Genomic DNA, 19408 nt, shown 5'->3' with positions numbered 1-19408 from the left:
CATGATACAGACGCGAAAGGTCAGCTCTTTTTTTCACCCAACTACACACAGAGGTCCACGAATAAGAAGCAAGTCTCGCTAATGGGATGGGAATACGTTCGCATCGTGCGGGACGTCTCCAGATCGATATATTCCTGCGACAGCACACCTTGCCGCTGATGCTTCATCTGCACCACCGTCGGAATGAAGTACGGTCGCCAGATCCAATTCCTCCCGACATATTGCGGATCAAGCTGCCAGCAGTCCTCTCCTGACCTCGTCGCATTGGACGAGATCTGGAAGCCCTCCTCACGGCATACGTACATCCGTGTGACGCTCTCGCCGACGAGTGGAGCAAGTCGGGTCAGCAGAGCATCCGCCTCCTGTGTGGTGAGAACGACCGTATCGCGCGGGATCACGGCTGCGAGCTTGTCGACCTCTCTCAGCAATCTTCGCTGAACGTTCAGCTCGTGCTGCGTATGACGGGCGATACACATCCGCAGCAACGCTTCGTAGCTATGTGCGGGCTGCAGGTCAGCCTTGGCTGGAGAGAACAAGTAGCCCTGCACATACTTGGCTCCGACCTTGATTGCGTAGGTCAAGTCCTCTACCGTCTCTACACCTTCCACGAGCAAGGACGAGCCCATCTGTGCAGCTAGAATGGAGTACGATTTCAACAGTGCATCGTAGCCTGAATCTTGTCGCCCCTTCCGCAGCAGATTCAGGTCAATCTTGAGAATATGAGGCTTCAGCGCCGCAATCCGATCGTAGTGGCTATAGCCGCTGCCGATATCGTCAATCGCAATTCGACAGCCGGCCAGCCGATAGAAGCCGATCATCTCCGTCAGCTCCTCGAGATTGCCGATGAACTGCTCCTCCGTAATCTCGATCACGAGGCGCGACGGATCCAAGCCATGTCGGGCCGCCATTCGCAGCGTCGGCAAGTCCCGCACCCGGCTTAATCTGCGATAGATCCACGACGGCTTCACATTCAGGAAGAGCCACGGGGTCCCAATGGAGTCCGCAAGCTCCCCCTCTCCTTCAACGTCAGCCATTCTCGCGATGGCCTTATCCCGAATGACACGATCAACCCTCAAGTGCTGCTCATCCCCGACCGTACTGTCGTGAAAAAAAGAACCGAGCGACTTCACCTCTCCGTGTCTAACTTGACGACCTAACGCTTCAAAGCCGACAATCCGCTGCGTCTGTAGCGAGAGTATGGGCTGAAAGTACGGGCATATCTCGTTAGCTAAAGGAAAGAGCGCCTGTGCGTTCAAGCCTGTCATTATGTGTCCCCTCTTCCCGTTTCAAAATACAGCATCCTCGCCGTTTTCATGTCATATTACCTGACACCCTACATTCATTGTATGACAGTTATTGTCTCCTTGCAATAGAACTGAAGCCTCCTCGTTGACTTCGTGCCTGTTCTTCCAGCCGCTTTCACCCTAATCGAAAAAAGGACTTCACCCCCGCACTGTCGAATTATGCATGCATGCTACTCATTACAGCTGTAAGGTGGGCCTCCTATGAACCTCTCCCGATCCAGAATTTCGCTGATTCTACTCATTACGATGATCGTATTGCTCATAACCGTAAGCGTGTCCAGCTACGTAGCCTCGGTGAACACCGAAGCGAAGATGAATACTATCGTCAAGGAGATTATGCCGCTTAATACGCTGGTCGACAATCTGCTGATTGACCTCATCAACATGGAAACAGGACTACGCGGCTACGAGCTGTCCGGCGAGAAGCTCTTCCTGGAGCCGCACATTAAGGGCAGAGAGCAGCTCCAGAAAGATCTGACGCAGATCGCCGCCTTCCAGCAACGCTACGAGTGGCTGGATAACTATATGAACATCGAGGTCAAGCCAATCATTCAGCTGCTGCTTGAGCATTACGACAGACAGATCGAGCGTGTGGAGCAAGGACGAACGCCGGAGGCACTCCAGTACGTCTCGAACGGGAAGAGGCATATGGACCGCTTCCGCCTTGTGCATGATTGGATGGAGGTCGAGATTGAGCAGGTAGCCCGCAATGCGCAGGCTGCGGCCGAGAGCGCTGAGAAGACCGCCCGTCTCATCATTGCGATCGGGGGCATTGCGGCAGTGCTAACCAGCATGCTGTCATTATTCATCTTCAACCGCGCCAGGAAGGCCGAGGAGCAGCTGCGCCGCAGTGAGGAGACGTACCGATATATGGCGGAAAGTCTTGAGGCGCAGAACGAAGAAATTATTACCCAGCAGGAGGAGCAGGAGACGACGCTCGAGAAGCTGTCGGAGCGGGAGAGCGAGCTCGAATCGATCAGCGCCTTCCAGACGAAGCTGAGCGGTGCCGCCCAGCTCGACACCTTCTTGAAGGGCTCGATGCCGGCACTGCTCGACGCCTTGAAGCTGGATGCGGCGATGCTGGTCGTGAACGTGAACAGCTCCGCAGCCTGGAAGCAGTCGGCGGCTGTAGCCTCATCAGCGGAAGCCCCTGACGAGCACCTGCTCGAGACGCTATACGCCATCGGCTATCCAAACCAGCTGCCTTCGCTACGGATGAGTGAGCTGTATGGCGCTGCACGACGTGTGCTGGTGGAGAAGAAGCCGCTAGAGGTCAGTCGCCATGTCAGCGGACATGAATCCGGCGTTCATCAAGGTATTCATCGCGCGACGGACTATTATTATCCACTGCTGAACGACCAGGAGGAAAGCATCGGCTTCCTGCTCATGACCTCCTATCAAGCGTCCTCCATCCAATCTCGCATCCGTTATGCGGAAGGACTGCTGCGCCAGTTCAGCCTCGCCTTCATGGTCCAGCAGACCAACGAGGAGCGACGCCGGCAGGCGATGGAGCTGGGCGAGCTGAACGCCCAGCTTCAACAGGAGAAGCGCCTTATCGAGGAGCAGCGCGATATGATCGAGGGCATTCTCGAATCCACCAATGAAGGCATGCTCATGTGTGACGGACAAGGCTCCATTCTGTTCACGAACGCCCGCATGGATGAAATAACAGGAAACAGCTTCAAGCCAGGGGAGAGCATCCGCTCCTGGTTCGAGTCGATCCTTGATGACAGTCAAGGATCTCCCCTCTCATCTATGAAGGTGCTGCTCAGCAGCTCGATGAACCGCTCGACCGAGCGGCTGTCCTTCGTGCCGAAGGGACAAACGAGCAAGCGCCACATTGAGCTGTACGCCGCCAAGGTCGGAGCTGAAGATTCGAAGAACGCGAGCAACGGCTATCTATTCGTCGTTCGGGATCGTACCGAGGAGGAGCGGATCGACGAGCTGAAGAATGAGTTCATCAGCATCGTCTCTCACGAGCTGCGAACGCCGCTGGCGAGTGTGCTTGGTTTTATCGAGATTATGCTCCACCGCGAGCAGACGCCCGAGAAGCGACAGAAGTATTTACAGACGGTCTATCGGGAAGCGACCCGGCTGTCTACGCTCATTAATGATTTTCTCGATCTGCAGCGGATGGAGTCGGGCAAGCAGCAGTACCAGTACACACCCGTAGAGCTGACGAGTCTTCTTCATAACGTGTCGGAGCAATGGAAGGTTGGACAGCAGCACGAGCTTCGACTGCACATTCCGCCGTCTGAGGTCTGGATTCAAGGGGATGCTGACCGCCTGATGCAGGTGCTGCATAACTTGATCAGCAATGCGATGAAATATTCACCACAAGCGAACTCCATCGATGTCTCGCTGCTGCAGAGCGGCGACCACGTGCAGATTCGTGTGCAGGACTACGGACTCGGCATTCCAGAGGAGGCGCGGGGCAAGCTGTTCTCGAAGTTTTATCGCGTTGATAATTCCGACCGGAGACAGATCGGCGGGACGGGTCTTGGTCTTGCCATCGTTCGCGAAATTGTCGAGGCGCATCATGGTACGGTCGAGTTCGAATCGGTCATGGGCGAGGGCACGACGTTCATCGTGACTCTTCAGATCTATGAAGCGGCCAATGCGGCGGATTGCATCCTACTGCTGGAGGATGACGATAACCTCGCCCAGCTCATTCAGGAAACGTTATCCCAGCTGCCGCATCCCGTCGTCCGGGTACGATCGGCCGAGGAGGGGCTGCAGGCGCTGGAGCGGGCCGACCACACATCGCCGAAGCTGTGCATTGTCGACATTCAGCTGGAGGGTGTCTTGAACGGATGGGAGTTCATCAGCCGCCTCTATGCTTCGCCGTTCGGCGACACTCCGGTTGTCGTCTCGACCGCGCTGGAACCTCCTTCCAGCTATCAGGAGACCGATTCGCAGAAGTTTCTATGCAAGCCGTTCTCGATGGAGAAGCTCCTCCAGGTCGTCGATCGGCTGCTGAAGCAGCCACACGTGCAGCCTACCGTCATCTTCCCGCCGCAGGACAGCGCACTGCTGGAGCGCGAGCTTGAACAGCAAGGGATTGCCGTTGATGCGATCAAGCCGCAGAGCGATCAGATTGAGGTTGCGCTGAAGCCGAAGCCCGAACCGAATGAGTAGCGATGCCATATTAGCCTTCAGATACAACCGTACAGCCTGCAGCCGAAGTCCGGATGAGGCTGTACTTTTTTTATCCGACTCAATACCCATTGTTCTCATTGTCACTCGCTCCTTCGACATAGTACAATAGAGACAACATAAGCACCTTACACAACACACCTGCCATTGCGGCCCTCATCGCACAGGAAGGTCATGCGTTCACGGACCTATGCCGGACAAGCCGTGACCGCGTTCGTCAGCCCGATTGTACGGGACAACAAGAATGAACCATGAAGGTTGTGTCATCTCATGAAGCTCACCTCTACGCTGAAGCATAAGATGAATCTGCAGATGATATTGGCAGGACTCGTCGCGGCCTCCGTACTGTTAACGATCTGCATCCAACTCGTCGCCTCCTACCGCTCACACAAGACCGCCTTAATCGATACCACCTTGTCGCTGAATTACTCGAACGTTCAGAAGATCAGCAGCACGATCCAATCGCTGTTCGTCACCATGCAGGGCAGCCTGAAGCAGACCGCCCATTTCGTCGTGACCCGTCCCGATCAATCGGATCGAGATATCGAGGAGCACCTTGAGCTTGTACGAAGCACGAATCATTATTTCAATTCGATCGCATGGGCGGACGAGACAGGTAAAATTCGTTCGATTGCACCTCACTCCATCGGACTGCAGGGTGTCTACGTTAAAGACAGCTATTCGAAGGAAGCGATCGATACGAAACGTCCGTACATCTCTCCACCCTATATCGGACCGGCCGGACGGCTGATCGTGCTGATTAGCCATCCTATATTCGATAAGCAAGGGGCATACAGGGGCGTTATTGGTGGTACAATCTACCTGGAAGAGGGCAACGTCTTGAATGAGCTGCTGGACCATCACTTCATCGACGAGACCGGCACCTACTTCTATGTCGTCGGCCCCAAGGGTATGCTGCTCTTTCACCCCGAGCAGCAGCAGATCGGTAGCGTGCTAGGCAACCATCCTGTGCTTGCGAAGCTCATGAGCGGACAGAGCGGCAAGGAGCTGGTCTACGAGGACGGCAAGCTGACCCAGTTGGCCGCTTATGCTCCTATTCCGATCAATGGCTGGGGCGCTGTCCAGCAGACGCCAATTGACTCGGTATATGAGCAGCTGAATGATCACATCTACAAGCTCACTCTGTACATGCTTGTGCCGTTCGGGATGCTGCTTATTGCCGCTGTCATCATCGCCCGCAAGCTCGCGCGACCATTCGTCAGCTTGGCAGATCTGATGAACCAGCTGTCTACCGGTCAGCCTGTTGCGATACCGGAGATGAAGCCGCATTGGAACCGGGAAGCGACGCTGCTGACTACTGCCGTCGTGTTCGCTATAGAGGCGGTGCAGAAGAGCAAGGATGAGCTGCTCGAGGCGGCCTCTACCGATGAATTAACGAGCCTCATGAATCGAAGAACGATTAATGAGCAGCTGGACCTCTGGACGAGTGAGAAGCGTCCATTCTGTCTCATCGTGCTTGATATCGACCGGTTCAAATCGGTTAACGACACGTACGGACACCAGATGGGCGATGAGGTATTGAAGCACCTCGCCCGCTTGCTGACCGACTTGCTTCAGCCAAGTCAGCTGTGCGGCCGATATGGAGGCGAGGAGTTCGTCCTTCTGCTGCCGCAAGCAACTGCCGAGCAAGCCTACAAGATAGCCGAGCGGCTGCGACGCAAGGTACAGGCTGCGGTCAGTCCGACCGGGCAGCCGATCACGATCTCGATGGGGATCGCCGAATTCCCACGCCATGCGCAATCGTCGTCGGACTTGTTCCAGCAGGCAGATCAAGCAATGTACCGGGCGAAGCAATACGGCCGTAACCGTACCTTGCTTGCCTCGGATACCGATACGGGCGAGAGCTGAGTCGCAGCATACGAAGCGTAATCTTCCGCCGACCCACTACCTATATAGGTTGATAGAAACGACCCTCTGAGTCTCAGGCCATCGCCTACAGCTTAGAGGGTCGTTTCGTTTATCCATGCTCAGCCTTGATGGATGCAGAGAGCCGCTACCGCTGCAGCACCTTAATGAAAGCCGAACGCATTGACGAACCGAACAAATGCGTCACGGCCCTGTTCATCGCACTTGTAGACGCCAGCATCGCGCAGTACGCGCTCGAACTTGCGGCCGACCGCCTCCTGCAGTACCGTCTTCGCCTGTGCCTCGGCAAGACCCGTCCCATGCTCAGCTACGAGCTCTGACAGCCAAGGGGCATGCTTGTGCAGCGGATGGCTGGCATCATCGGTTATCGAGCTGTCGAGCGGCGACTTACCGGTAAGCAGCTGAGCGGCCAGCTCCAGCTCCTCCTTCAGACGGCCGGGAAGCACCGCGAGTCCCATCACCTCGATGAGGCCGATATTTTCCTTCTTAATGTGATGCAGGTCCTGATGCGGATGGAAGATACCGTCCGGGTGCTCATCGCTCGTGCGATTGTTACGCAATACAAGATCGAGCTCATACTCACCCGCTGAGTTATTCCTTGCAATCGGCGTCACCGTATTGTGCGGCACCGCCTGCTCGCCTTCTCCGGTGAACGCCTCAATGCCGCTGTCCGGGTCGCTGTAGGTACGCCAGCCATCCAATATAGCGGCAGCCGCCTCCAGCAGCTGACCGCGGTTATGGCTGGAGAGCCGGAGCACCGACATCGGCCACTTGACAATGCCAAGCTTAACGCTCGGATATTGTGCCGATACGAACCTCGCCTCAATCTCCGACAGCTCCATCGGGAACCGGTGACGACCAGCCTGGAAATGATCGTGGCTCAGTATCGAGCCGCCGACGATCGGCAGGTCAGCATTCGAGCCGATGAAATAATGCGGGAATTGCTCGACGAAGTCGATCAGCCGCTCGAACGTTTGGCGCGACAGCTTCATCGGACGGTGCTCCCCGTCGAAGATGATGCTGTGCTCGTTATAATACACGTATGGCGAGTATTGGAAGTACCAGGCTTCGCCGCCGAGCTCGAGCGGAATGACCCGCAAGTTTTGTCTCGCTGGATGATTCAGTCTGCCAGCGTAGCCGACATTGTCCACGCAGAGCAGACATTTCGGATAATGGCTTTGCTTCGCGTGCTTCAGCATCGCAATTTCCTTCGGGTCCTTCTCCGGCTTCGACAAGTTCACCGTAATCTCCAGCGAGCCGAATGCCGTCGGAGCCAGCCAATACATGTTCCTTGCAATCCGGTCCATCCGAATATAGTTGGAATCTATGCTGAGCTTGTAAAAATCGTCCGTCGCCCGCTCGATCCCCTCGCGTCTAGAGGTTGCCCAGAAGCGATGAACGAGCTCCGACGGACGCGGCATCAAGAGGCCCATCATGCGGGCGTCGAGCAAATCCCGAAGTGTCGTATTGTTGTCCTCGAGCACGCCTGCCTGTACTGCATAATCCAGCAGCGGTGTCAGCAGGTCGGAGACACGCTCGGTCGCAAGCGGTGCAACCCCACCCGTATAAGGCTCCTCCAGCTGCAGCAGCTCCAGCAGTCCGTTGCGCGCCGCAACCGCATCCAGCGGCTCGAGCAGCTTCTGTTGTATGCCGAATTGCAGCAGCTGCTCGATCGCATGCGCAGCCTGCTCACTGTGTATTCCCGCACTTACGGTCTCGTTCATTTCGCTCTTCCCCCCTGGAATAATGAGTTCCATTAGTTCGGAACTCATTATGGCAAGCCTCGAATTTGGCGAAGCCAAATTGAGGGCCATCTTCGATTGCTCATGCAAGTATTTATTCGTCGTAGCCGTTCGGACGACTCTGATGCCAGCTCCACGCAGAAGCGATGATGCTCTTCAGCGAATTCCGCTGGGGCTGCCAGCCAAGCTCCGCCTTCGTCCGCTCGCTCGATGCGACAAGAATGGCCGGGTCGCCTGCACGGCGCGCTTCCATGACAGCCGGTATCGAATGGCCGGTTACCTGCCGCGCCAGCTCGATTACTTCCTTCACCGAGAAGCCTTGGCCATTGCCAAGATTGTAGATGCCGCTCTCGCTGCCACTGCGCAGCTTCTCTACCGCCAAGATGTGCGCGTCCGCAAGGTCGGATACATGAATGTAATCGCGAATGCACGTACCGTCCGGCGTACTATAATCGTCGCCGAACACAGAGATGTGCGGGCGCTTGCCGAGCGCGACCTGCAGAATGATCGGGATCAGATGCGTCTCTGGATCATGATCCTCTCCGATCTGACCGCTCGCGTGTGCGCCCGCCGCGTTGAAGTAACGCAGCGAGACGTACTTCATGCCGTACGCGCGGTCGAACCACTTCATCATGCTCTCCATCGCCAGCTTCGTCTCGCCGTATGCGTTCGTCGGTAGTGTACGGTCCGTCTCCACAATCGGAATCGATTCCGGCTCGCCGTAAGTCGCAGCCGTCGATGAGAAGACGATCCGCTTCACCCCGTGCCGGTTCATCGTCTCGAGCAGTCGCAGCGTGCCGTACACGTTGTTGTCGTAATATTTACCCGGATTGGTCATGCTCTCCCCGACTAATGAATTCGCCGCGAAGTGGATGACCGCATCGATCTCATTCTCCTGGAACACCGTATCCATGAACGCATCGTCGCGAATATCGCCCACGTACAGCTTACCGCCGAGCACTGCCTCGCGATGTCCCTGCTGCAGGTTGTCAACGATCACAACCTCCTCGCCCTTCGCCAGCAGCTCTGCTACCGTATGTGAGCCGATGTAGCCCGCTCCTCCTGTTACCAATACCGCCATCGTCCGTTCTCCTCCTTATATTCATTATTCAAAAATATATCCGATCTCCGATCCTACAGCAGCCATACAGCAGCTTCACTTACAGCTCCTTCACGCCGTCTCCGATCTCACATACGTAGAAGCTCGCCTCAAGGCCGGTCTTCTCGCGATACTTGCGACCGACCTCCTCCTGGAACCGCTCAATGCTGTCCTCGTGTACGAGCGACACCGTGCAGCCGCCGAAGCCTGCACCAGTCATCCGCGCGCCCAGCACGCCCGGCACCTCCCAGGCTGCCTCGACCATCGTGTCCAGCTCGAAGCCAGTCACCTCGTACAGGTCGCGCAGTGAGACGTGAGACGCGTTCATCAGCTGACCGAACGCCGCAAGGTCTCCCTGCTCGAGCACCTTCATCGACTGCAGCACGCGGTCGATCTCCTCCACAACATGACGGGCACGCTTCTTCACCGTCTCGTCTGCGATCAGCTGCTCGGCGTCATTATATTGCGCCAGACTTAGCTGTCCGAGCAGCGTCAGCTCTGGATAGTGCACCTGCAGCTCGCGAACGGCCTGCTCACATTGCGAGCGACGCTCATTGTACGCTGAATCGACGAGACCGCGCTTCTTGTTCGTGTTGCCGATGACAAGACGATAAGCTCCGCTGTTGAATGGGACGTGCTTATATTCCAGCGTATCGCACATCAGCAGCACCGCGTGATCCTTCTTGCCCATCGCCACCGCGAACTGGTCCATAATGCCGCACTTCACGCCGATGAACTCATTCTCCGCCCGCTGTGCGAGCAAGGCGATCTGAACGCAGTCGATGCTCTGACCTTCCATCGTAAGCAGTGCGAAGGCGGTCACCACCTCGATAGATGCCGAGGAGGACAAGCCTGCGCCGTTCGGAATGGCGCCGCTGAAGAGCAGATCGTAGCCGCTGAGCGACACGCCCTGCTTCTGAAGCTCGACCGCAACGCCCTTCGGGTAGTTCATCCAATCGTCCTCGTCCGAGTAAGCCAATCCTTGAATGGAAATATGCTTGTGCGCTTCAAAGTTCGTTGAAGCAAGTCCGAGCTGGTCGTCCGAGCGTCTGCGGATGAGCAGCGTCGTGCCGAACGTGAGCGCAGCCGGGAATACGTAGCCGCCGTTATAATCGGTATGCTCTCCGATCAGGTTCACGCGGCCGGGAGCATGGAAGACGCGAACCGGCTCGTTCGAATCAGCTCCGTATAGCTGTGTAAAGCGCTCGTGCAAGGCTTGAATCGTAGACATGTGAGCTTCACCTCGTAATGTTAGGATTAGGTCGTAGCCAGGCTGTGGCGGACATTGTTCTGTTCACTATTGTTGTTGCTTTAAGTATAGTCCCCCACTGCCGCACATGCTATGGAACGATGTTAGTTCGATATGGAAAAATGCTAGATCCGCATGCTATACTTGCCTCATCACAGCGCAAGCTCCCGGAAGGAAGGTGCCGCCATGAGTGTGCCATCAGGGGATACAAAGGAGAGCTACTACGTCGTCTCGAACCCGCAGCCGCAGGCCGACCGCGACCTCGTCGTGCTGTTCGCCGGCAATAGCCAAACAAAGCCCGGGCACAAGCCCGGACCGAAGATCGTCGACTATTACTTGCTGCATCATGTGCTCTCTGGACTCGGCACCTACACGTGCGCCGGGCGCACCTACGAGCTCCGCGCCGGCGACACGTTCCTCATCGAGCCCGGCACCCTCATTAACTATATGGCCGACCTGCATAGACCTTGGCATTATCGCTGGATCGCCTTCCAGGGGGAAGCGGCCGCGCGTGCGCTGCGCGACATCGGCCTCCACTCCGAGCAGCCTATCGTCCGCTCCGGTCGCACTCGGCGGCTGCCGATGCTATTCCAAGACGTGCAGCAGGCGTTCCAGGACCGCTCAGCAGGCGCCGGACTGAAGGCTCAAGGCTGCCTTCAGCTCATCCTCGCCGAATTCGCCGACACGCTGAAGCCGGAGAAGACGAGCGACCCTAAGGCGACGGCAGGGTCAGACCGGACGGTGCAGCAGGCACTCCATTACTTGACCGCTCAATATGCCGAGCCGATCACGATCGAGCTGATGGCCGATACGCTCGGCTACAATCGGGCTTACTTGTCCGCTCTGTTCAAGGCGCATACCGGCGTCAGTCCGGTCACGTTCCTGCTGCGGCTCCGCCTCGATAAGGCTCGGCGTCTGCTCCGGGAGCGACCAGAGCTGACCGTGGAGCAGATTGCCTCCTCGGTCGGCTTCCAGGACCCGCTCCACTTCTCCAAGCAATTCAAGCGTCACTATCAGGCGTCACCGACCGACTACCGCAGCTCGCTGCGGTAAGACGACTCTAGCAGCCTTGCCTACGCTTACTTCACCAGCGGCAGCATGAAGGCAAGCCGCGCACCTTGGCCCAGACGGCTCTGCGCCCAGATGCGGCCGCCGTGGTAATCGATGATCTCCTTCGCGATCGCAAGACCGAGGCCGCTGCCGCCGCCTGACGTGTTACGGGACTTGTCTTTTTTGTAGAATCGGTCGAAGATGTAGGGTAAATCCTCCGGCGCAATACCGGCACCGCTGTCCTGCACCTGCACGACGAGCGCATGCTCGTCCACGGTGAACTGCAACTGGATCAAGCCGCCCTTCGGTGTATACTTCACCGCGTTGTAGATGATGTTCGTCAGCACCTGATCGATCCGGTTCATGTCGACCCGGACCTGGGTCGTTCGCCCCTCAGTTGGTGTCAGTCGGTAAGATGACGTCTCAAAGCGAATGCCGGCGCCTGCGAGCTCGAGCTCATACCGCTCAACGAAGAACTGGAACAGCTCCTCCGTATCGACTATCTGAATATCGAACTCCATCTGTCGCGCTTCGAGCTTGGACAGCTGGAATAGATCCTTGATCAGTCGGTTCAATCCGGTAATCCGGTTATGGATCAGCTTCAAGTATTGCTGCTCCTGCTCGCGGTCCACGACGCCGTCCATCAGCGCCTCGACATAGCCCTGAATCAACGTCATCGGCGTGCCGAGATCGTGCGAGATGTTGCTGAGCAAGTGACGTCTGGACGTCTCCATGCGGGCCAGGTCCTCATTCACCAGCTCCAGACTCAGGTTGATGCGCTCGAGCTCCGCCGTCCGCTCACGAATTTTTTGCTCGAGACCGGCATTCAGCTCCTTCATCTGTCTGGACAGTGACTCGACCGTCGTAATCGCCTTGGAGAATCGGGAGCCGACGATGAAGGAGACGCTCAGCACGCCGATGAGGAAGCCGATGAACGTAATGCCCCCTGCGTATAGGCGATCGTTCTCATATAGCATCTCCGCTGCCAACGTCGTCAAGTATGCACCGACCCCGAACAGCACGAAGATCGTCCCTTCTCTTCTGCGCCAGTGCGCCACCATCATCATGGCCACCACGTAGACGGCAGCTACCTTCACGGCCCACTCATAGAGCAGCATGCCGTAGGTGAACCATGGCGGGGACAGCAGCAGCACAGCCAGCGTACTCAACACAGACAGCCAGCTCATCACGAGGACGGGCCATCTCTTCATCTCGTGCGGATATACCAAGTACAGGAACATGAGACACGAGGGCACCGCGATGAAATAACAGATGTACTCGAGTACATTGGAGACATACCAGGAGATGCCCGGGAACCAATAATAGATCACACTCTCCCCGAGAAACAGCGATCGAATACCCATCAGCACGCAGAATATCCCAAAGTATACGGACTCCTTCTCCTTACGCCTGAACGCATACAAGGAAAGGTGATGAATGCCCAGAATGAGCAGTCCCCCGACGACGATCGTCTCGATGGACAGATTAAGCTGCAGCTCCGACTGCATCCGCTCTGGCGAGCCCAGTACCGGTGTATCCCACATACCTCCACTGCGATGATGGGAGTTGGACGCCTGTATGATGAGGTCTAGCGTGCCGAACTGCGGCTTCACGACGATGACCTTGGATGAATAGTGCGGCTTGCTATTGCCGAAGGCACCGACCTCTCCGACGGCAGCGGCGAGCTCGCCGTTCACCCATAGCTTATAGGCAGTGCGCACGTAGGGCATCTTCAGCGTTAGTGTATCGACGTCCGGGGCGATTTTAATCGTCAGGCGGTACGTGCCGTAGCCCCTGCCCGGAATATCCTGCGGCCCATTCAGGCCATTCCAATCGGAGGGCAGCTCCACATAACGAACAGCGCGCTCCACCTCTGGCTCGAGCTGCAGCACTTCCGGAACCCACAGCTGCTTCCAATAGAACAGCCACTCTCCATTCAAGCGAAGGCTATGCTTACGGTCCCAGTCGTAGCTGTCGAGCACGAGGACGCCCCCCTGCGCCCGGTACTTGGATACGTCCTCGGTGTGCATCTGACGATTACCGGATAAGAAGAATAGGAGTACGAATAAAAGTATGGCAATGAGCACCCAAAACCATTTATAATAAGAATTGCTTCTGGAAATCGATACCACTTCTTTCCTATTGAAATGATACTTTCTCGTACGCGATGCCCAAAGCCTATATCGTTCGAAGTCCGTGTCTGATGACCATTGTCCTTATTTCGGAGGAGAGCTTGATGCCTAGAGAAAAAATATTAATTGTCGACGATGAAACCGAAATTGTTGAGCTTATTACCCTATACTTGCGCAGAGAAGGCTACGAGGTGCTCTGCACCTCAGACGGCGCAGAAGCTGTCGGCATGGTGAACGAGCATCGCCCCGATCTCGTCATTCTGGACGTTCTGCTGCCTAGCCTGGACGGCATCGAAGTATGTCGGCAAATACGTAAGCTGTACACGACACCTATTCTTTTCCTGAGCTGTAAGAGTGAGGATATGGACATTATTCTCGGCTTCAACATCGGCGGTGACGACTACATCACGAAGCCGTTCAGCCCTGGGCAGCTCGTTGCCCGCGTGAAGGCCCACCTTCGCCGCAGCCAGCTGATGGAGCAGACGAAGGACGAAGGGCAACACTTGATCTTCCCGGGTCTTGAGATGGACCTGGTGAACCGTACGGTCAAGGTCAACGGCCATCCGGTTCCGCTCTCGTCCAAGGAATTCGATCTGCTCCTGCAGCTCGCCCGTACTCCGGGCAAGGTGCTGTCGCTCGAGCAGCTGTACAAGCTGACTTGGGGCGTCGACAGCAACGGCGACACCCGAACGCTGCTCGTCCATATCAGCAATCTGCGCAAGAAGGTGGAGCCGAACCCCGCCGAGCCGAAATATATTCTCACCGTGCGCGGAATCGGCTATAAGTTCAACGGCTAAGCGCGCCGACGAGCTGGCAGGGTCAGTTACTCCGCCGGCTCGTACGCTGCTCCAGCAGGCCGCGTCTCATCTCGGCTGATGGCCTCCAATGAGCTTGAGCAGCTCCCCCAGCTCGTCCGGTCCAAGATCGCGCCAGCGACCGACCGGCAAATCGCCGAGCTTGATGTTCATAATGCGCACCCGCTTCAGCCTGCGCACCTCGTAGCCGAACGCCTCGCACATGCGGCGTATTTGCCTGTTCAGCCCTTGGGTTAATATAATACGGAACGTTCGTTCGTCCATCCGACTAATGCGGCACGGCTTCGTCACAGTACCAAGAATGCGCACACCACCTGCCATCCCCTTCAGGAACGCGTCTGTAATCGGCCGATCAACGGTCACGATATATTCCTTGTCATGCTCATTCTCCGAGCGCAATATTTTGTTGACAATATCACCGTCATTCGTCAGCAGGATCAGTCCTTCCGAATCTTTATCCAGCCTCCCGATCGGGAATATACGCTCACGGTGTCCGACGAAATCAACAATGTTGCCCCGCACATGCTGCTCCGTCGTGCTCGTGATGCCGACTGGCTTATTCAGCGCGATATACACCCCGGACTTCTTCGCATTCACCCGGCGACCGTCAATCCGTACGTCGTCTCCGTCCTCCACTTGACTGCCAAGCTCCGCCTTCCTTCCGTTAATGGTGACCCGACCGGCTTCGACCAGCTTGTCGACCTCGCGTCTGGAGCAGAAGCCTGTTTCGCTAATATATTTGTTAATCCTCATCTCATAGAACCTGCCTTCTTCATCTGTTACGACTATCATACCATATTTTGCACGTTTCAAGCTTGGACAAGACGGGTAATGTGTCCATACTCGGCAGTGCTTTCCAGTAATGTGACACAATCCGCACGCCGAAGTATTAGAACGAGGAGTGTTGCCAGATGTTTCGCAGCCTAACGATGCCGTCCTTGATCAAGCCGTTCGCTTTCGTACACCGGACACTTGCCTCATTCGGCTTCACCCAGTCGTCCACCAGCCTTGGAGTTGTATATAGCTGTACATTCCGCGACCCGGCAACGCGACAAAGCTACGTATTGATGCTGCCTACCTCTACCGAGGAGAAAGGGCAGACCTGCATCCGCTTCAGTGAAGCCCGCTTGACCGGCATCGAGCCGATCCCGACTGAAGTACGCGACGCAGTCGACGACATCATGCGCGAGCTGGTGCAATACTTACAGAACGATACTCGCAGCGCTCGTCCGGAGGCAGAGCTGGAGAGTATGAACGGCTATATGGCGAACAATGAAGAAGAGCTGAAGCGTCTTGGAAAAGTGATGTCGAGCATGCCGACCAACTCCCAGCTCGTCAAGAACGGTCTCGTCCCTGATCCGATGCAGTAATGCTATCATCAGCTATAAGCGAAGGCTTCCTGCCGAATTTGAGGCAGGAAGCTTTTTTATTGGGCCGATCTACCAGCCAAAAGGTGCTCTCCGCTGCGAATACGTTAATAAAGGAACGTGCAGCAACGAACAAGGGGGAACTCACATGAACCAGAAGGCTCCGAATCGCGAACAAGCAGCGGCCGTAAGCCGCGACTCTATACCGGCAACGGAAAGCAGCCGCTCATCGATCGAATGCGGCATGAGCGCAAGGCCGAAGACCACAGTTGGCCGCAATCGCGTGCAGGTCAAGCCGTGGATATGGCTAGCCGCAGCGTCTCTCCTCATCGTGATCGTCTGTGCCGGACTCGGGGCAGCTTGGGTGAGCGGACTGGACATCAGCAAGCTGGAGCAGCCCTTGCCCGAGCCGAGCCTGGTGCTCGATGCAGACGGACGAACGGTCGCGAAGCTCGCTTCCTCGAAGGTGACGCCGGTCGGTCCGGCCGACGTTCCGATCCATCTGAAGCAAGCGGTTATCGCCGTGGAGGACCGCCGCTTCTACGAGCACCGCGGCTTCGACCTGCGGGCGATGGCCCGTGCCCTGTACCGCGACGTGCAGGCCGGCTCCTTCGAAGAGGGCGGGAGCACCATTACCCAGCAGCTGGCGAAGAACATGTTCTTGAACGCCGACAAGACGGTCACACGCAAGCTGATGGAGCTGGCCTATGCGCTGAAAATTCATTACAGCTACACGAAGGACGACATTCTGCTGCTGTACTTGAACTCGATCTACTTCGGCGAGGGACGCTGGGGAGTTGAGAGCGCCGCCCTGCATTATTTCGGCAAGCGAACCGGGCAGCTGTCGCTAACAGAAGCAGCGCTGCTCGCCGGTCTGCCGAAGGCGCCGTCCCGCTACTCGCCCGTCCAGCACCCGGAGGCTGCGCTGGAGCGACGCAATCTCGTGCTGCAGCTCATGCGCGAGCAGCAGCTCCTCACGGAGAGCGCCTATACCGCGGCCGTGGCAGAGCCGCTGCGCTTGCAGCCTGCACCTGCTGATCCGATGAAGGGACAATATTCGTCCTTCGTCGATCACGTCCTGGATGAGGCCGAAGCGCTGTATGGCTTCACGGAGCAGCAGGTGCTGACGATGGGTCTTCGTATTCATACGACGATCGATCAGAAGGCGCAGCAGGCCGCAGAGGCTGTTCTGGCGAACGCGAGCCTATTCCCACCGCCTAGCCCCGACGGGCAGCTCGTGCAGGCCGGCGTCGTCGTGATGGACCCGGCGAACGGCAAGCTTCGTGCCATCGTCGGCGGGCGCGGCAAGCCGGTGTACCGCGGCTTCAACCGCGCAACCGAGCTGAAGCGCCAGCCCGGCTCCGCCTTCAAGCCGATCGCCGTATACGGACCGGCGCTCGAGCAAGGGTACGGGCCGCAATCTCGGCTGTACGACGGTGAGCTTAACATCGGCGGCTATCGACCGCGTGACTGGGACGGTCGCACCCGCGGCGAAGTGTCCTTGACCGAGGCGGTGACGCGCTCGTGGAACATCCCGGCCGTATGGCTGCTGAACGAGCTCGGCATCGATAAGGGCCTCGACTTCGCGGCTCGAGCCGGGATGCAGCTGCCTGCGGCCGACCGTCAGCTTGGCCTCGCCCTCGGCGGCTTGTCCGAGGGCGTGTCTCCGCTGCAGATGGCACAGGCGTACAGCGCTCTTGCCAATCTCGGCACGATGCACGACGCGCATGCGATTGAGCGAATCACGACGATGGACGGTCAGCTGCTCGCCGAGGCGAAGCCGCAGGCTCGAGCCGTGACAGAGCCCCGACATGCGTTCATGCTGACGAGTCTGCTGCGCGAGGCGGTTGCCTCCGGCACTGGCCAATCGGCGTCGCTGCCGAACCGACCCGTAGCCGGCAAGACGGGCACCACCCAGCTGCCGGATACGGCAGAGCTTGCCTCCATTGGAGCGAATGGCGCCAAGGACGCCTGGTTCGTCGGCTATACGCCAGAGCTCACAGCCGCAATCTGGGTCGGCTACGATCGCACCGACAGTCAGCATTACTTGACGACCTCAGGCGGCTCCCTGCCTGCCGTCCTGTTCCGTGAGCTAATGTCACGCGCACTGGAGGGAACGCCTGTCCGCGACTTCCCCGTTCCACCCGAGCTTCTACGCTTGCTGCAGCAGCAGCAAGCAGAGGAGAAGGCCCGACTGCAGCGGGAGGAGGAGAAGGCGAGGGAGAAGGAAGAGAAGGAAGAAAAGAGCGAAAAGCGAGAGAAGAAGGAGAAGAAAGAGCGTGCTCACGAACGGAGCGAGCGAGAGAAGGACGATGACTAAGAGTGTACCTGTCACGCCTGAACGGGTGCTGCACGTATGGACCCTTCATCGTCAGGCTATCCTAAACTAAGCAACATCCCCCAGTCGGAGCACCAAGAGGACCAAGAGCACCAAGAACATATAGCGAAGAAAGGGAGCTGTCGATGAAGATCGAAACGAATCAATACGAAATTGCGCCGCTCACGCAAACGAACGAAGCGCTGCGCATCATCCAAGAGGCCGAATCGAAGCTTGCGCAATTGACCGGTGATGAGATTACACTCATTGCGTATACCCAAGCCGAAGACGGCTTACAATGAATGAAAGGCCAGCACCTGATGTCCGCTTCAAGCTTGGCGGGCATCAGAGCTGGCCTTTCTATTGTTGCACCCATTCCCACCGATTCTCATGGGCTTGCAATACCGGATGAGGCACGGCTCCGACCTCACGCACGATGTACAGGCGGATCTTCTTCAACCAAGCCTCGAAGCCGTCATAGCCGGCCAGCTTATTGGCCATCCGCTCGGTCGTATAGAGAAAGAAGGGCGCCTTGTACTTCTCTTCTAAAAAGCGGAACGCCGTATCGGCCGGCGTATACTTCTTGCGCTTCCCCTCGAACTCATCCACCGTCCAATCGAGCTCGGTCTCTGCTTCCTCAAGTAGTGACTCCAGGTTCTTCACCCTCGCATAATAAGGCTCGTCTGCAGGCTCCTTCTCCATGCGCCGCAGCGTCTCGTCATGGAGCGGGTAGAACACCGCCTTGGCAAGCTCCCGCTCCTCGGCAAGACGAAGCAGCGGCAGCAGCTGCTGCTCGCTCCAATGGTCGAAGCTGTCGTACACCCACAGCGTTCCGCGAGCTCCTGTACGCTCACGCGGCGCCTCGTAGCCGAAGGGCACCTTGATTTGTTGACGGGGCATATCGCTCCACTCCTCTGCTCATTTACTCGATAGTATGCCGCGCACGGTCGGCGTCATTCGGGTCGTTGCATATTCCCACCTCGGTCTGAGCACGTTAGTACAGGGTTACCCTAACAAGCGACTCAGCGACCGAAAGGAGGCAAAACGCACATGTCTGAGAATACGAAGCATAAAGGCAATTATGAAGGCACGGCATCGATGAAGGCCGAGAATCAAGATATGGAATTCGTCAACGACAACCTCGAAGGTGCGAAGACGACGAAAAATCTTGTCGGCGCTACGCAAAAGCATAAAGAACAGAAATAAAGATCCGCACCAGAGACCAGACTGACCACAAGACCGCAAGACCGCTGTACACCAAAGCCGCGAAGCGAGCTCCCCCGAGCGTCG

The 19408-nt window shown here is 57.1% G+C and carries 15 protein-coding genes; 8 read left to right on the top strand and 7 right to left on the bottom strand.

Going from position 1 to position 19408, the window contains the following annotated elements:
* Nucleotides 1-41 precede the first annotated feature (41 nt).
* Nucleotides 42-1265, bottom strand: coding sequence for an EAL domain-containing protein (locus PAE68_RS02440; RefSeq protein ID WP_281883729.1), 1224 nt, complete (start codon nt 1263-1265; stop codon nt 42-44).
* A gap of 240 nt (nt 1266-1505) precedes the next feature.
* On the opposite strand from PAE68_RS02440, the gene PAE68_RS02435 reads away from it, so the two are divergent.
* Complete coding sequence (locus tag PAE68_RS02435) at nt 1506-4442, top strand: ATP-binding protein (protein WP_281883726.1); 2937 nt, start codon at nt 1506-1508, stop codon at nt 4440-4442.
* A 288-nt stretch (nt 4443-4730) separates the two neighbouring features.
* Nucleotides 4731-6329 carry a sensor domain-containing diguanylate cyclase gene (locus PAE68_RS02430; protein ID WP_281883724.1) on the top strand — a complete coding sequence of 533 codons (1599 nt, stop codon included), beginning with the start codon at nt 4731-4733 and terminating at the stop codon, nt 6327-6329.
* Nucleotides 6330-6490: 161 nt separating this feature from the next.
* On the opposite strand, the gene PAE68_RS02425 is transcribed toward PAE68_RS02430, so the two are convergent.
* From PAE68_RS02425 to PAE68_RS02415, 3 genes are all read right to left on the bottom strand, one after another.
* Entirely contained in the window at nt 6491-8071 is a 1581-nt protein-coding gene (locus tag PAE68_RS02425) for a UDP-glucose--hexose-1-phosphate uridylyltransferase (protein WP_281883721.1), read from the bottom strand.
* A 112-nt stretch (nt 8072-8183) separates the two neighbouring features.
* Nucleotides 8184-9170, bottom strand: a complete 987-nt coding sequence (galE, locus tag PAE68_RS02420; RefSeq protein WP_281883719.1) for a UDP-glucose 4-epimerase GalE — start codon at nt 9168-9170, stop codon at nt 8184-8186.
* 79 nt (nt 9171-9249) lie between these two features.
* A complete protein-coding gene (locus PAE68_RS02415; RefSeq protein WP_281883717.1) occupies nt 9250-10419 on the bottom strand; it encodes a galactokinase in 1170 nt (389 codons plus the stop codon).
* 204 nt (nt 10420-10623) lie between these two features.
* Between PAE68_RS02415 and PAE68_RS02410 the strand changes: the two genes are divergently transcribed.
* Nucleotides 10624-11490, top strand: a complete 867-nt coding sequence (locus PAE68_RS02410; RefSeq protein WP_281883715.1) for an AraC family transcriptional regulator — start codon at nt 10624-10626, stop codon at nt 11488-11490.
* Between the two features lie 26 nt (nt 11491-11516).
* Here the strand turns inward: PAE68_RS02410 and PAE68_RS02405 are convergent, their stop codons facing one another.
* Nucleotides 11517-13517, bottom strand: a complete 2001-nt coding sequence (locus PAE68_RS02405) for a sensor histidine kinase (RefSeq protein ID WP_281883713.1) — start codon at nt 13515-13517, stop codon at nt 11517-11519.
* A gap of 206 nt (nt 13518-13723) precedes the next feature.
* Between PAE68_RS02405 and PAE68_RS02400 the strand changes: the two genes are divergently transcribed.
* Nucleotides 13724-14416, top strand: coding sequence for a response regulator transcription factor (locus PAE68_RS02400; RefSeq protein ID WP_281883712.1), 693 nt, complete (start codon nt 13724-13726; stop codon nt 14414-14416).
* A gap of 66 nt (nt 14417-14482) precedes the next feature.
* On the opposite strand, the gene rluF is transcribed toward PAE68_RS02400, so the two are convergent.
* On the bottom strand, nt 14483-15187 hold the full coding sequence (gene rluF, locus PAE68_RS02395) for a 23S rRNA pseudouridine(2604) synthase RluF (protein ID WP_281883708.1): 705 nt from the start codon (nt 15185-15187) through the stop codon (nt 14483-14485).
* A 158-nt stretch (nt 15188-15345) separates the two neighbouring features.
* On the opposite strand from rluF, the gene PAE68_RS02390 reads away from it, so the two are divergent.
* From PAE68_RS02390 to PAE68_RS02380, 3 genes are all read left to right on the top strand, one after another.
* Complete coding sequence (locus PAE68_RS02390; protein ID WP_281883705.1) at nt 15346-15804, top strand: hypothetical protein; 459 nt, start codon at nt 15346-15348, stop codon at nt 15802-15804.
* Nucleotides 15805-15949: 145 nt separating this feature from the next.
* Entirely contained in the window at nt 15950-18121 is a 2172-nt protein-coding gene (locus PAE68_RS02385; RefSeq protein WP_281883703.1) for a transglycosylase domain-containing protein, read from the top strand.
* 143 nt (nt 18122-18264) lie between these two features.
* A complete protein-coding gene (locus PAE68_RS02380; RefSeq protein WP_281883701.1) occupies nt 18265-18420 on the top strand; it encodes a hypothetical protein in 156 nt (51 codons plus the stop codon).
* 58 nt (nt 18421-18478) lie between these two features.
* Here PAE68_RS02380 and PAE68_RS02375 read toward each other — a convergent pair whose 3' ends face one another.
* Nucleotides 18479-19018, bottom strand: a complete 540-nt coding sequence (locus tag PAE68_RS02375) for a hypothetical protein (RefSeq protein WP_281883699.1) — start codon at nt 19016-19018, stop codon at nt 18479-18481.
* A gap of 150 nt (nt 19019-19168) precedes the next feature.
* Here PAE68_RS02375 and PAE68_RS02370 point away from each other — a divergent pair, with 150 nt between their 5' ends.
* A complete protein-coding gene (locus PAE68_RS02370; protein WP_281883697.1) occupies nt 19169-19324 on the top strand; it encodes a hypothetical protein in 156 nt (51 codons plus the stop codon).
* Nucleotides 19325-19408: the final 84 nt, after the last annotated feature.

The organism is Paenibacillus sp. YYML68 (genome assembly GCF_027923405.1).
Lineage (GTDB): Bacteria > Bacillota > Bacilli > Paenibacillales > NBRC-103111 > Paenibacillus_G.
Note: the sequence above shows the minus strand (reverse complement) of the source record. Positions and strands in the feature narration are given on the sequence as shown.